The following is a 13,619-nucleotide window of genomic DNA, read 5'->3' as shown; positions in this document are numbered from 1 at the left end:
TCACCGTCCGGAAAGGGAGCTCTCCCGCCCGTCGTCGATGTCCCTTGCGGGACATGTCCTCCAGTTGGGCTGTGCCTCGCTGCGCTCGGCGGGTGCGTCTTGGTGAGGCCGCGCCGGGCATTGCCCGGCGCTCCGCCCAAAGCCGTTAGCGGTGCCGACAAAGTCGGGATCGCTCGGGTGCGGGAGCGCCCCCGAGCGGTTAGGTGCCTAGTTGGTTGTCTCCAACCCTTCGGGCTTGCCAACCACCACAAAGTGCAGCTCATCGGGTTTCAGCAACTCGCCTGCGACCCGCTTGATGTCTTCAATCGTTACGGCATTCACCTTGTCGTTGCGGGTGGCGATATAGTCGATGGGCAGATCCTGCATCTGCATGCCGACCATGATCCCCGCAATCTGGCCGTTGCCATCAAACCGCAGCGGGTAGGCGCCGGTCAGATAGGTTTTGGCGTCCTGAAGTTCTTTCTCGGTGACGCCCTCCTTGGCCATGCGGGTCCATTCGGCGCGGATCACGTCAATGGCTTCGGCGATACGCGCGTTGCCTGACGCCACGCTGCCCAGATAAATCGAGGCCAGATCCTTGGGCACGAGATAGGAATAAACACCATAGGTAAGGCCGCGTTTTTCACGGACTTCCGACATCAGGCGGCTTTCAAAAGATCCTGCCCCCAGGATGTGGTTCAGGATGTAAGCCGCAAAGAAGTCCTCGTCATCGCGGTCGATGCCACTGTGACCGAACAGTGCCACGGATTGTGGGGTGTTGAAGTCGACCACGGTCACACCGCCGTCGATTGTCACATCTGCCTTGCCGGGGATCGGTGCGCCGGCGGCGGGCAGATCGGCCAACAACTCATCCAGCAACGCGCCCAACTCTTCGGCAGTGATGTCGCCGACGGCCCCAACATAGATGCGATCCAACGCCAGAATATTCTTGTGTGCCGCAACGATATCGTCTCGGGTCAGGGCGGACACGCTGTCCACTGTTCCCTTGCCATCTGTGGCGTAGGGATGGTCACCAAACGCCATCGTCGAAAAGGCTTCGCCCGCGATTGTGTTCGGGTCCTCGGCGTCGGATTTCAACCCCGAGACGACTTGGGCCCGCACACGGTCGATGGCGTCCTGATCAAATCGCGGCTGGTGGAGTGTTGTGCGCAGCAGATCGATCACCTCGTCCCGGTTCTCGGTCAGAAAACGGGCCGAGATCGACACCGAGTCATCATCGGCATTGTAGGAGAACGAGGCCGCGAGAGATTCCAGCTTGCGGGCATAGGCTCGTGCGTCCAGATCACCCGCGCCTTCTTCGATCAGACCCATCATCAGGTTGGTCACCCCACGCTTGCCTGGAGCGTCCAGCGATGTGCCGCCGCGAAAGCGGATTTCAAGCGCGGTAAAGGGGATCGAGTGCTCTTCGACCAGCCAGGCGTCGATGCCGCCGGGTGATGTCACCTCTTGAATTTTGACCTCGGCCCAGACGGGCAGGGCCAAGAATACGGCAGCGAGGGTACTCAGGAACAGTTTCATTGGGTCACCTCCTGCTCGCGCATCAGCCAGCCGGTTACGGATGTTTCAGGTTGGATCACGGATTTTGCGGCCGCGATGATCTGCTCATCAGTGACGGCCTGCAGGATTTCGGGCCAAGCCTGCACATCCTCGACCGTCAGGCCTGAGGTCAACGCTTGACCATAGCGATTGGCAATCCCGTCCACATTGTCACGCGCATAGATCTGCGAGGCGCGAAGCTGCATCTTGATTCGATCCAGGTCGCCTGCGTCGACACCTTCGGCGATGAACTCGGCAATGGTGGCGTCCATGGCATCTTCTGCCTCTTGCAGCGTCACGCCTTCGCTGGGCACAACGATCAGGTCAAAGGTCGTGTCGTCCAGCGACGTGCCATTGTAGAAAGCGCCGACATAGACCACCGTCTGCGTGTCGAATTGCAGTTTTTCGTTCAGGTACGATGTCGTTCCGCCTCCCAGAAGCTGCGCCAACATGAACAGAGCGGCTGCGTCTTCCTGCTCGCCTGGATCACGTTCGGGCGCCAGGTAAGAGCGATGGACATAAGGCTGCGCGACGCGGGCGTCTTCATAGACGATGCGGCGGGCGGCAGTTTGGGGTGGTTCCTGGCTGCGGGTGCGTTCTGGCAAATCCGGGTTGGCCGGAATGACGCCATAGTATTTGTCAGCCAATTGCTTGACCTCGTCCGGCTCCACGTCGCCCGAAACGATTAGGATGGCGTTGTTGGGTGAATAGTAGGTCTGGTAGAAAGACAATGCGTCCTCCATGTCCAGCTCTTCCATCTCGTGTCGCCAACCGATGATGGGCACACCATAGCGGTGGTTGAGGTACTGCGAGGCGTTGAGTTGTTCGCCAAACAATGAACGCGGGTTGCTGTCGGTGCGTTGATTGCGCTCTTCCAGAATCACGTCGCGCTCGGTGGCGATGTCGCGCTCTGTTAGGCGAATGTTGCGCATCCGGTCGCTTTCCATCTGCATCATCAGCTCAAGCCGGTCGGCGGCCACACGTTGAAAGTAGGCGGTGTAGTCATACGATGTAAATGCGTTGTCGCGTCCGCCGTTGGCGGCAACTGTGGCGGAAAATTCACCCGATTCCAGAGTGTCGGTGGCCTTGAACAGCAGATGTTCCAGGAAATGGGCTACGCCGGAAACTCCGACGGGTTCATCGGCTGATCCGGCGCGATACCAGACCATGTGCTGAACAACCGGAGCGCGGTGATCTTCGATCACGACGACATCCATGCCGTTGTCCAGGGTAAAGGTTGTTACTTCTTCGCGTTGCTCTTGCTCGGCCCACAGGGGCGCGGCGGAACAGACTGCGACGGCCAAAGCAAATGCTCGGATCATCAGGCGTCCTCCGTGACGGTTGTGTGTCAACCTACGACAGGACGCTCCATGTTCAAGGAGGGCTGACGCAAAATTAAGAAAACTTCATTCCCGCGTCAGTCCGTGATCACAGCATCATTCACCCGCAGGTGGTGACGAAGGCGTGCCAAAACCGGAATTGCGGAATTGGTCAGTCTGTTGGTACGGGTCCAGCGATTCCTTGCGGTAGACTTGCTCGTAACGATCCACCGGGAACAGCTTGATACGGGTCCAGCGGCCTTGACGTTTGCGGAACTCAGCGTCTTCTTGCGCCAGAGAAGTGCGTGTATTCGCAGGCACGCCATATCGGCTGGTTGCTGCAACCAGGGCGCTGTCTGACGATGGAACGCCGGTATCTTCAAGCGCAGATGCCCGACCACCAAGGGCCACGACGGCATCAGCCGTTGGATTCGGATCGGTAAGATTTGCACCGCCCGGAGTCGGGGCAGGCAGGACGGCATAGTCCGAAGGTGCGGTCAGGGGTTTCACAGGCATGACTGCAAACTCGTCCGGTCCATCCCCTGTGGACCGGATGTCTTTCAAACCGTCGCCCCGGCTGCATCCCGATGCAGCCACAACAGCGATCAATGCAATCATTCCAAGCGGCGTCCGCATGGTTGTCTCCTGCCTGTTTGAGAGGCTTTTAACGCATTTGGCGCGCGCCGTCACGGGGCCTTTTTTGTTGGCGTGTTCTTGCTGTCCAGCAAGATTAGCCCGGCGGCGCCCGCAAAGATGAAAACGTCGGCAACGTTGAACACAAAAGGATTGTTGATGCCGCAGCAGGACATGTTCAGGAAATCGAGCACATAGCCATAAAGCAGACGGTCCACCACGTTGCCCAAAGCCCCACCGATCAGCAGGCCTCCGCTCATCAGCATCCAGCGATTGGGATTTGAGCGCGCCAGCCAAAGAAACACGCCCAGACAGATGGCGACGGACAATCCGATCAGGATCCAGACCGAGGCCGAGCTGTCGCCCTGAAACAGGCCAAAGTTGATGCCGCGGTTTTCGCCATACTTGAACGTCAGCAGTGGCGGCAGCACGTCAATGCCACCGGGTTGATCAGCCACTCGCATGACATGCACGACCAGATACTTGCTGATCTGGTCGAGCAGAAAGGCCCAGAAGGCGGCCCATATGAGGGGACCATAGCGCATCAGTGGCGGAAGTGGCGCATGCCGGTAAAGACCATGGCCAGACCGGCCTCGTCCGCAGCCGCGATTACTTCGTCATCGCGCATCGAACCGCCCGGCTGGATCACGCAAGTGCCACCTGCGGCAGCCGCCTCGAGCAAGCCGTCAGCAAAGGGGAAGAATGCGTCCGAGGCCACTGCCGAGCCTTTGGCAAGGCTCTCGTCCAGGCCCAGTTCGGCGGCCATGCGCCCGGCTTTGGCAGCGGCCACGTTGGCACTGTCCAAACGGCTCATCTGACCTGCACCAACGCCCACGGTGGCGTTGTCCTTGACGTAGACGATGGCGTTTGATTTGACGTGTTTTGCAACTTTCCAGGCAAAGAGCAGATCTTGCAGCTGCTCGTCCGTGGGCGCCTTCTTGGTCACGACTTTCAGGTCATCCAGTCCCACATAGCCAACGTCCTTGTCCTGAACCAGAACACCGCCTGCAACCTGCTTGTAAGCGGTGATGGGCGCGCGCGGGTCGGGCAGGGCGTCGGTCAGCAGCAGGCGTAGGTTTTTCTTGGCGGCGAAAATCTCTTTCGCTTCGTCCGATGCGCCCGGTGCAATCACGACCTCGGTAAAGATCTCGACGATCTTTGCAGCGGTTGCGGCATCCAGCGGCTGGTTCAGCGCGACAATCCCACCAAAGGCTGAGGTGCGGTCGCAGTCAAAGGCCTTCTGATAGGCCTCGACCAGGCTCGCGCCCTTGGCTACGCCGCAGGGGTTGGCGTGTTTGATGATGGCAACCGCGGCGCTTTCGGCCGGGTCAAACTCAGCCACCAGCTCATAGGCGGCGTCGGTGTCGTTGATGTTGTTGTAAGACAGCTCCTTGCCCTGCAGCTGCACGGCAGTCGCAACGCCCGGACGGTTCGAGCCATCGGTGTAGAACGCGGCCTTCTGGTGGCTGTTTTCGCCATAGCGCAGGGTCTGTTTGACCTCGCCTGCAAAGGCGCGGCGGCGTGGAGTTTCTTCGCCAATGGCGCCGGCCATCCAGGTCGACACGGCTGCGTCATAGGCCGCCGTGCGGGCATAGGCGATCTGCGACAGACGCTGGCGGAACGCATAGGACGTCTGACCGTCGTTGGCGTCCAGTTCGGTCAGCAGCGCGTCGTAATCTTCAACGTCGGTCACCACGTTTACGAACAGGTGGTTCTTCGACGCCGCGCGGATCATCGCCGGGCCGCCGATATCGATGTTCTCGATCATTTCGTCATAACCGGCGCCACGGGCCAAGGCCGCCTCGAACGGGTAGAGGTTTACCACCAGCAGGTCGATGGCGCCGATGCCATGTTCGTTCATCGCAGCAACGTGGGCATCGTTGTCACGCAGGGCCAGCAGACCGCCATGCACCATCGGGTGCAGGGTCTTGACGCGACCGTCCATCATCTCGGGGAAGCCGGTCACATCAGACACGTCCTTGACCTCCAGCCCTGCCTCGCGCAGCGCCTTGGCGGTGCCGCCGGTCGACAGCAGCTCGACCCCACGTGCGGTCAGTGCCTGGCCGAGCTCGATCAATCCGGTCTTATCGGAAACGGAAAGCAGCGCGCGGCGCACGGGATGAAGGTCGGTCATGGGCTTGGATCCTTGTCGTGATCAGTCGAATTCGGGTTCGTCCCGGTTCAGATCGCGAATGGCAACCGCAGTGTCCTGCGCCTTGCTCAGCGACCACCGGATGCGCGTCGCATACTCCATTGCGCGCCCGGATAGAACGATCTGTTTTGTCGCGCGCGGCTTCAGACGGTTCTTTTCTAGGTAAACACTTGGTTCCAGTGATAATTTAAATTGACCGTCATGACGGAAAACCCAGATCTCTCCGCTCTTGAGCGCCATCGACACGGCCGCACCGCCCAAATCCACTGCCGCGTCGACGTCGGGATGCAAGTGCAAGCGGATATCGAATCCTATTCCAGCCAGCACCGTTGCATCCATCGCCTTGTTGAACTTGCGCTTGGCGTCGTCTTCAAGAGCGAACAACATGTCTTCGCCAACCATGCCACGACCGTCGAGCGTCAGTTCCAGCGTTCGGGCATGGGTCAGGCCAAAGACAGCGGCATAGCCGTCGTGCCCGCCCTGAAACCGGATGCCATCGGGGGCTTCGGACATTTCGATGGGAACATGTTTGGGGGCGTCGACCAAAGCCTCGTAAGCGGTGCCTTTGATCGGATCGGCCAGGCGGGCGCTGGAATAGCCATCCAGACACAGCGTCGAGTGTGACGGCGTGGCCCGACCAGCGCGGCGCCAATCAATGCCAAAGGTCTCTCCTGAGCCGCAGTTGACGATCAACGGACGACGCCCCGAAGTGAGTTCAAATGCCAGTGTCGATGCATGCGCGTTGAACGACGCCGCGCCCGAAGGCGGTGGGCTGGCGTCGATCACCACGCTGGTGCGGTGGGCTGACAGGCGGGCATAGCCCATGGCCAGCCCTTCGGAGTGCATCGGTTTGACGGGGCTGGCAGCCAAAGCGTGATCCAATCGCCCTTCCAGACCACGACCGCCACCATGAAACCGGGCCAGGCCGCCATCGGCGTGGCGCAGGGTGCGCAGCGTTGGCGTGATCCGCGCAATGGCGGCGGAATGCTCAGGCGGATTGCCACGTCCGGCTTCATGCAGGGCGGCAGAGGCCCATGTGAGCAGGGTGAAGACTTCAAGCAGTTCTTCGGGGTTGCGCGTGGGCAACCCGCCTTGCTCGTCGATCTGAGTTTGGCAGTCCATCGCCAATGCACGCACCGCTGGGTCGGCCAGTTCTTCGCTCCCTTCCAGCGCTAGGCCTGAGTAGATCAATCCGGTGAGTGCTTCGAACCGGGGCAGGCCGGGCGTTGCGGCGGGCCAGCGTTTCGACAGGAACCAGGTTTGCTGCGCCAAAGACAAAAAGAACGCATCGCTTTGCGCGGGTTCCATCCCCCGCAACAGGAACAGCGCGTGGTTGATCCAGCGGATTAGGCGGCGGCCCGCCAGTTCCGGTGTCCAGCCGGGACCGCGCCCGTCGCCATGCACCTTGATCCAGCCCCACAGCCATTTTTGGGCTTTTTCGCGCGCGGCGAAATCCCCTACGGCGGCCAGATCATCCAGCCAGGCAAACCCGTGACGCTCGGCATCGAAGGCGGCGTTGGGGGCTTTGACCTCCCACAATCCGCTTTCTTTGGATTCCACCAGATACCCGGCAAAGAGCAGGTTGCCCGCCACCAACTGACGGCCGCGCGCAAACGAGCCGATGGTGCGCGGTTCGGGCTGTGAGACAAAACCGGTAAGCGATTTTCGCCGCTGGCTCAGACGTGCGTACAGACGGTTCAGGAACCGCGTGCGTCGACTGGCCATGGAATCTGGACTGAACATCGAAGCTGCCTCTTACGCTCTTTGGCGTTTGAGGCAGAGGATAGCGGCACAATCCGTTCAAGTCACCGATGAATAACAAGGCTCATGAAGACTTGCGCAAACAGGCCACATAAAATCCGTCCATGCCACCAAGCTCAGGCCAATAGTCCGGGCGCAGGCGCAAACCGCCTTCTTCCGTGTGCCATGCCGCATTGATGCCGGAACGGTTCAGCGCGGCACGATCGGTTTCCATATCGGGAAACATCTCCAGTGCCTCTTCCACCTGAACCTCGCCCTCATCCGGAAGCAGCGAGCAGGTACAGAACACCAACCGCCCGCCAGGTTTCAAAAGGTTCCAGGCATGGGCCAACATCCGCCCCTGAAGCTCGATCAACTCGCCAAACTGCGTGCCGTCCTTGGCGTGCGGCAAATCGGGGTGGCGGCGAATCGTGCCTGTGGCCGAGCAGGGCGCATCCAGCAGGATCGCGTCATAGCTGCCTTGGTGCTCCAACGCATCGCCGGTGATCAGGTTGGCCGACAATCCGGTGCGGTTCAGGTTTTCCTGTACCCGCTCCATCCGGTTTGCGCTGATGTCCAGCGCTGTGACCTTGGCCCCGGCGGCCGCAATCTGCATGGTCTTACCGCCTGGTGCGGCGCACAGGTCGAGGATCTCTTCGCCTTTTTGCGGGTCCAGAACCTTGACTGGTAGGGCGGCGGCCACGTCTTGGACCCACCAATCGCCAGCGTCAAAGCCGGGCAGGGTCGAGACCTGTTTCGCATCGCGCAGGCGCACCGATCCCGTGGGCAGAACCTCTCCACCCAAAAGCGCAGGATCAACGCCGGGCTTCAGGGTCAAGTCCAGCGGTGCGCCTGACAGATGCGCCAGTTCGATCTGCAGCATCGCCTCGTTCCCCCAGGCTTGTGCCAAGGGGCTGCGCAGCCATTTTGGCAGGCGCGGCGCACGCAATGCGGGCCATGCCTCGGGGCCTTCGGCGGCGATCTTGCGCAGAACCGCATTCACCAACCCCTTGAGCCGACCGTAGCGGCGGTTGCGGGACACGATGTCGACCATCGAGTTCACCACGCCATGGGCCGCTTCGCCCTGACACAGCTCAACGGTGCCAATGCGTAGTGCGTTGTGCACCGACAGCGGTGGCTTCTTTTGCAGGTGTTTTTGCAGCAGGCGATCAGCACGTTCCAATCCACGCAGCGTTTCGACCGCCAGCCGCTGTGCCCGCGCGCGATCTTCGGGCGCCAGTTTGTCCAAAGCACCGGCAGACAGGCATTCGGCCAACAAGCGCTGTTCGCCCAAGACCTGATCAAGCAGGTAGATGGCGCTGCGGCGGGCGCTGGTTGCTGGGTCTGACATGGAACGGCTCCTGCGTGTTGAGACCTTTGGCCACCTTGCCTTGGGTCGACGCGCGCGTATATCACGGATGTACGACAAAGGAACCCGTTCATGACCGAGACGCCTGCCGACCAGAACAAAGATCTGCCCCCCGCCGCGCAGCGTGCGTTGGCTGAGGCCGCAGAACGCCGAAAGGCCGCCGAAGACAAGGTCAAGGCCATGCCCAAAGAACTGGGTGGGCGCGATGGGCCCGAACCTGTGCGCTATGGCGATTGGGAGAAAAAGGGCCTCGCCATCGATTTTTGAGATGGAGGTTTCACAAATCTTGATGAATCATCCGGTCGAATTCCATTCCCTAAACCGGGGCCGGTGACCTAAGGACATTGGGTATCATTCGGAGACCCGTTCATGTCCACCCCAGCCGAACCCGCTCAGAACGTTGACACGCCGCAGGGCCTGGCCTTTGCGATCTCGGCCTATGTGCTGTGGGGGTTTTTGCCTCTCTACCTGAAAGCCGTGTCGCATATTCCAGCGGCCGAGGTTGTAGCGCATCGGGTCATCTGGTCGGTGCCCCTGGCCGGAGTTTTGTTGATCCTGTTGGGGCGCACCAAGGACTTGCAGGTCGCCTTGCGCACGCCGCGGATGCTGGCCATGGGCTGTGTGACGGCGGCGCTGATTTCGATCAATTGGGGGATTTACGTTTGGGCGATTGCCAATGAAAACACGCTGGATGCAGCACTTGGCTATTACATCAACCCGCTCTTCAGCATTGCTCTGGGGGCTTTGCTGTTGCGCGAGGGGCTGACACGCGCGCAATTGGTGGCGATTGCCTTTGCCGGGGCGGGTGTTCTTGTGTTGATCTTTGAATCCGGCAAACTGCCTTGGGTCGCCATCAGCCTGACGCTGAGCTGGGGGTTTTACGCCTTCTTCAAGAAGTCTCTGCCCATTGGACCCAATCAGGGGTTCCTGCTTGAGGTGCTGATCCTGACCATCCCGGCGCTTGGGTATCTGGCGTATCTGGGCTCTCAAGGCGTTTCGAGTTTTGGAGGCAATATCTCTGACACGGCTTTGCTGATCGGGTGCGGTGTGGTGACGGCCGTGCCGCTGATCCTTTATGCCAACGGGGCCAAGCTGTTGCGTTTGTCTACCGTGGGCATCCTGCAGTACATCGCGCCCTCAATGATCTTCATCAACGCCGTGTTTGTGTTCGGGGAAGAGGTCGACCGCGGCCGCATGATTGCCTTTCCGCTGATCTGGGCCGGTTTGGTGATCTACTCGCTGTCGATGATCCGCAGCATGCGTCGCGCGGCTTAACCGAACCGGACAAAAACCTCATCTGCGAGCATTTGCGCCCAGATCCGATAGGCCAAGGCACTGGGATGGTAGCCATCCTGTGCCGCATAAGCAGGTTCGGGCGGAATGGCCAATTTGAAGTGGTGTACGTGCGGGAACTGGCTCGCGACATGGGCAAGACCTGTGTCCAACCGCCGGGCCTGCTCGCCCAACACCCAGGCCAGTGGGTTAGGCAAGGCAGGGAAGAGGTCCATTTGCGGCACACCTGTGGCCAGTACCTGTGAGGCGCCGAGCTGATTGGTAAGCAAGCCCATCAGGTCCGATTGCCGATTGATGAACTGATTGCGGGTCACACATCGCGTGACATCGTTGACGCCAAGCGCGGTGACGACCACGTCGAACGATTCCTCAAGCCGCGACAAATTCTGGATCGCGTCCCGTGTTGTGTGGCCAGTCGTGGCCTCTAGGCGCCAGTCAACCGTGAAGGCCTTGCTCAAAAGGCCGACCAACTGACCACTGAGCGCTTGGGCCTGCTGGTCCACGCCAACTCCGGCGGCCGAGCTGTCGCCTGTGATCAACAGCCTTAGGGTGGGGCCGGTGCCGATACGCCCTGCGCGTGGACCTGAAGGCTCGTCCAGCAATTGCGCCCTGCGTCGCACACCAATCGCCTGCGCCGCCAGCACCGGAACCAGCGGCACACGCAATATTTGATCGATTGCGATCAGGACAGTGCCTCGCGGAACTTGAGGAAGCGGGCGTCGGTCATGACCCGAGCGTTCATCGCATCACGCAGCGCGCCAATGGTCTTGTAGGGGCGCATCACCACCTCGAAGGTTTCGATCAACCCATCGTCGTTCAGCGTGATCAGGTCGACGCCAACAGCGTCCAGATCACCAACCTTGCATTGAAACTCCAGCGCCCAGTCCTTGCCGTCGCCCATCACGCGCCGATAGCGAAAATCGGAAAACACCTGCCCCACATGGCCCAGCACAGCGGCAACCGGTTCGCGCCCCTTCCAGGTCTTGTAGTAGGTGGGCGGCATGAAGCTGACGTCGTCTGCCAGCAGCTCGTGGATCAGGCTTTCGTCGCCTTTGGCCACGACTTCCTGCATCTTGGTGATTGTCGGGTGCATGATGTCTCCTCGCTCTTTCCGCAAAGGTCCGGCATCGTGGACATGGCTGCAAGGGCGACGTTGCGGGAGGCAGCGCTCTGGGGTAGGGACGCGGGCATGAGCGATGATTACAATCCCCCCACCGACCCGCTGAACGTGTTGCACGAAGATGCGCAGGTGATCGTGGTCGACAAACCCTCGGGCCTTTTGTCCGTGCCCGGGAGAGGGGAGCATCTGGCTGATTGCCTGCTGAGCCGCGTGCAGGCGGCATTTCCGCAGGCGCTGCTGGTGCATCGTCTGGATCGGGACACATCGGGCGTGATGATCTTTGCCCAGACGCCGCATGCGCAGCGGCACCTGGGGATGCAGTTTGAAAAACGTCAGACACGCAAGATTTATGTGGCGCGGGTTTGGGGCCGGCTTGAGCCGAAAACGGGCACCGTGGATCTGCCGCTGATCGTCGATTGGCCAAATCGACCACGTCAGATGGTGTGCCACGAGACCGGTAAGCAGGCTGTGACGGATTGGCGGGTTGCCAAGTACGAGGGTCAAACCACACGGGTGAAGCTGAGCCCAAAGACCGGGCGGTCCCACCAGCTGCGCGTGCACATGCTGGCATTGGGCCACCCGATCCTGGGCGATCCGTTCTATGCCGAAGGTCCCGCGCGCGACTTCCCCCGTCTGATGCTGCATTCGGAAGAGCTGCGCCTGAAGCATCCCGAAGGCGGCCTATCGATGAAGTTCCGCGCCAAGGCGCCGTTCTGATCCAGTCCGGGGGTGCTCCCGGCGCGGCATCGCTTGGGGCACTCGGTTCGCGACAAGCGCCAACCGCCGAGCGTAGCGAGGCGCACGACTTCTTTCTGGCCAACGGGAGGAGGGCATCTTTGATGCACGTAAGGCGGGCGGGAGGGCACCGGGAACGAAGCTGTGACGCTCGCAATTTCAATTTGATGTTGGCGGGCTTATGCCTCAATCCGGTGCCAGTCCGGGGGTAGGATATCGGGATTGGACAGGTTTGGATCGCCGAACCATTTGGACGGCCCTGCGACCTGTTTGCCAGGGGTCTGGTTCAGCCAGGCGGCCCACCAACTGAACGACGAGTTGCCAATGATGTTGTGGCGACACAGGCTCATCAAGCGCATGTCCTCGAAATCTGTCTCTGGCCCGTTGAAGTCCACCACCACCTTTTTGACCGGCAGTGGCAGATTGTCCTTGGCCCATTGCGGGTCGTCCGAGAAGACAAAAACAGTTGGCGTGCCTTCTGTCCCTTCCAGAACGCGAGCCAATGCCGCCTCGTAATAATTCTGATCGCAGAGCACATGCGCATTCAGGCTGACATAGTCTCCTCGTCGGACGTGGAGCGAGATGGCCTGTTCTTCGCCAATGCGTGCCGCCATTTCGGCGTTCTGCGTGTTTGAGAATTCGGGAAAGGAAAACGCTGACCGAATATCTTGTGAAATCCGCCCAAAATACTTCTCGCTTTGCCAATACCCATGCAGGTAACTGCCGTCTGCCCACCCCTCGATTTCAGCGTTGTAGCCCAGGCTTCGTTCGCGTTGGAACTTGGGGGCGCTACCGAATTTGCGCCATAGCGCATAGCGCAGCGGGGCCTTGGACTTTAACGGAGGCAAAGGCCCGGGATCGACCAACGGCAAATCAAACACACGTGTCAGCACGCCTTCGCCGCGCAAAATGGCACCGCGAGCATCCAGGGCCACCCGTGTTCCAACCCGCGCGGCCAATCCGGCGGCGGCGGCATATTGGAACATCTGATTGCCGAGGCGGCCGTGCAGGCGAGTGATGATCATTACGAGCGGTCCGTGATGAAGGCGTCTGTGTCTGTTTAGGCGCTCCTGCCGGGCATGGCCAGCCATACCGTTGACATGTGGGTCTGGGCTTCCTATTTCACCGGCTTAGGTTCGGGTCCCCTGCCGCTCGCGGCCATTTGGCTTTGGTGAAACCCGATTTGATACATCTGACGCCCCTTTCACGGCGCGCCCGGATGGCAATGCGAGCCCCGTCCATGTTTTCGCGTGTCCGTTTGAAAGAAACGAGGCAAATGATGACGACTGTTCAAAATATTGCTCCGGTGTCGGAGTTCAAAGCCCAGGCCAAACGCCTGAGGGAAAAACTGCGCGGCACCGGTGTGCAGCTCAGCCATAGTGATGCGCTGGAGCTGGTGGCCACCCAGCATGGCGTGCGGGATTGGAACACCCTGCATGCGATGGCGGGAAACCGGATGTTGCTGCGGGTCGGCGACCGCGTGCGCGGTACGTATCTGGGACAACCGTTCCGGGGAGAAGTGCGCGCGCTATCCACGATGGGGGACGGATCGCATCGCCGCGTGACCTTGCATTTCGATCAGCCCGTGGATGTGGTGACGTTCGACAGTTTCTCGTCTTATCGCCAGCGGGTCAGCGGTGAGATCGGGTGGGATGGGCGTTCGACGCGCAAGACGTCGGACGGTCAGCCGCAACTGGTCGTGATGCCGGAATGACAAGGAAA

Annotated in this window: 14 protein-coding genes; 4 read left to right on the top strand and 10 right to left on the bottom strand. The window is 60.5% G+C overall.

Annotated elements, in window-relative coordinates; genetic code table 11:
* Positions 1–207: 207 nt before the first annotated feature.
* The 7 genes from TRM7615_RS00565 to TRM7615_RS00535 all read right to left on the bottom strand — a co-directional run bounded on the left by TRM7615_RS00565 (position 208) and on the right by TRM7615_RS00535 (position 8,731).
* Entirely contained in the window at positions 208–1,518 is a 1,311-nt protein-coding gene (locus tag TRM7615_RS00565) for a M16 family metallopeptidase (protein ID WP_108784972.1), read from the bottom strand.
* Positions 1,515–2,858: a M16 family metallopeptidase gene (locus TRM7615_RS00560; RefSeq protein ID WP_108784971.1), complete on the bottom strand. Its 1,344-nt coding sequence runs from the start codon at positions 2,856–2,858 to the stop codon at positions 1,515–1,517. Before TRM7615_RS00560 ends, TRM7615_RS00565 begins: the two co-directional genes overlap by 4 nt.
* Before the next feature lie 114 nt (positions 2,859–2,972).
* Positions 2,973–3,491, bottom strand: a complete 519-nt coding sequence (locus tag TRM7615_RS00555) for a DUF3035 domain-containing protein (protein WP_108784970.1) — start codon at positions 3,489–3,491, stop codon at positions 2,973–2,975.
* A gap of 50 nt (positions 3,492–3,541) precedes the next feature.
* A complete protein-coding gene (gene lspA, locus TRM7615_RS00550; protein ID WP_108784969.1) occupies positions 3,542–4,033 on the bottom strand; it encodes a signal peptidase II in 492 nt (163 codons plus the stop codon).
* Positions 4,033–5,622 (bottom strand): bifunctional phosphoribosylaminoimidazolecarboxamide formyltransferase/IMP cyclohydrolase, encoded by a 1,590-nt coding sequence (purH, locus tag TRM7615_RS00545; protein WP_108784968.1) that lies wholly within the window; start codon positions 5,620–5,622, stop codon positions 4,033–4,035. The genes lspA and purH overlap by 1 nt, the downstream gene beginning before the upstream one ends.
* 21 nt (positions 5,623–5,643) lie before the next feature.
* Positions 5,644–7,383: a heparinase II/III family protein gene (locus TRM7615_RS00540; protein ID WP_108784967.1), complete on the bottom strand. Its 1,740-nt coding sequence runs from the start codon at positions 7,381–7,383 to the stop codon at positions 5,644–5,646.
* Between the two features lie 82 nt (positions 7,384–7,465).
* Positions 7,466–8,731 carry an RsmB/NOP family class I SAM-dependent RNA methyltransferase gene (locus TRM7615_RS00535; protein ID WP_108784966.1) on the bottom strand — a complete coding sequence of 422 codons (1,266 nt, stop codon included), beginning with the start codon at positions 8,729–8,731 and terminating at the stop codon, positions 7,466–7,468.
* A gap of 90 nt (positions 8,732–8,821) precedes the next feature.
* Between TRM7615_RS00535 and TRM7615_RS00530 the strand changes: the two genes are divergently transcribed.
* Together TRM7615_RS00530 and rarD are read left to right on the top strand one after the other, a co-directional pair.
* Positions 8,822–9,016 (top strand): DUF1674 domain-containing protein, encoded by a 195-nt coding sequence (locus TRM7615_RS00530; RefSeq protein WP_108784965.1) that lies wholly within the window; start codon positions 8,822–8,824, stop codon positions 9,014–9,016.
* A 102-nt stretch (positions 9,017–9,118) separates the two neighbouring features.
* Positions 9,119–10,024, top strand: coding sequence for an EamA family transporter RarD (rarD, locus tag TRM7615_RS00525; RefSeq protein ID WP_108784964.1), 906 nt, complete (start codon positions 9,119–9,121; stop codon positions 10,022–10,024).
* Here rarD and TRM7615_RS00520 read toward each other — a convergent pair.
* Positions 10,021–10,701, bottom strand: coding sequence for an SGNH/GDSL hydrolase family protein (locus TRM7615_RS00520; RefSeq protein ID WP_235824006.1), 681 nt, complete (start codon positions 10,699–10,701; stop codon positions 10,021–10,023). The two genes, rarD and TRM7615_RS00520, sit on opposite strands and share 4 nt — an antisense overlap.
* Before the next feature lie 23 nt (positions 10,702–10,724).
* Positions 10,725–11,135, bottom strand: a complete 411-nt coding sequence (locus tag TRM7615_RS00515; RefSeq protein WP_108784962.1) for a nuclear transport factor 2 family protein — start codon at positions 11,133–11,135, stop codon at positions 10,725–10,727.
* A gap of 96 nt (positions 11,136–11,231) precedes the next feature.
* Here TRM7615_RS00515 and TRM7615_RS00510 point away from each other — a divergent pair, with 96 nt between their 5' ends.
* Complete coding sequence (locus TRM7615_RS00510) at positions 11,232–11,879, top strand: RluA family pseudouridine synthase (RefSeq protein ID WP_108784961.1); 648 nt, start codon at positions 11,232–11,234, stop codon at positions 11,877–11,879.
* 197 nt (positions 11,880–12,076) lie between these two features.
* Here TRM7615_RS00510 and TRM7615_RS00505 read toward each other — a convergent pair whose 3' ends face one another.
* Complete coding sequence (locus TRM7615_RS00505; protein WP_108784960.1) at positions 12,077–12,922, bottom strand: alpha-1,2-fucosyltransferase; 846 nt, start codon at positions 12,920–12,922, stop codon at positions 12,077–12,079.
* 254 nt (positions 12,923–13,176) lie between these two features.
* Here TRM7615_RS00505 and TRM7615_RS00500 point away from each other — a divergent pair, with 254 nt between their 5' ends.
* Positions 13,177–13,611 carry a glyoxalase superfamily protein gene (locus TRM7615_RS00500; RefSeq protein WP_181893214.1) on the top strand — a complete coding sequence of 145 codons (435 nt, stop codon included), beginning with the start codon at positions 13,177–13,179 and terminating at the stop codon, positions 13,609–13,611.
* Positions 13,612–13,619: the final 8 nt, after the last annotated feature.

This window comes from Falsiruegeria mediterranea M17 (assembly GCF_900302455.1).
In the GTDB taxonomy this organism is placed as follows: Bacteria; Pseudomonadota; Alphaproteobacteria; order Rhodobacterales; family Rhodobacteraceae; genus Falsiruegeria; species Falsiruegeria mediterranea.
Note: the sequence above shows the minus strand (reverse complement) of the source record. Positions and strands in the feature narration are given on the sequence as shown.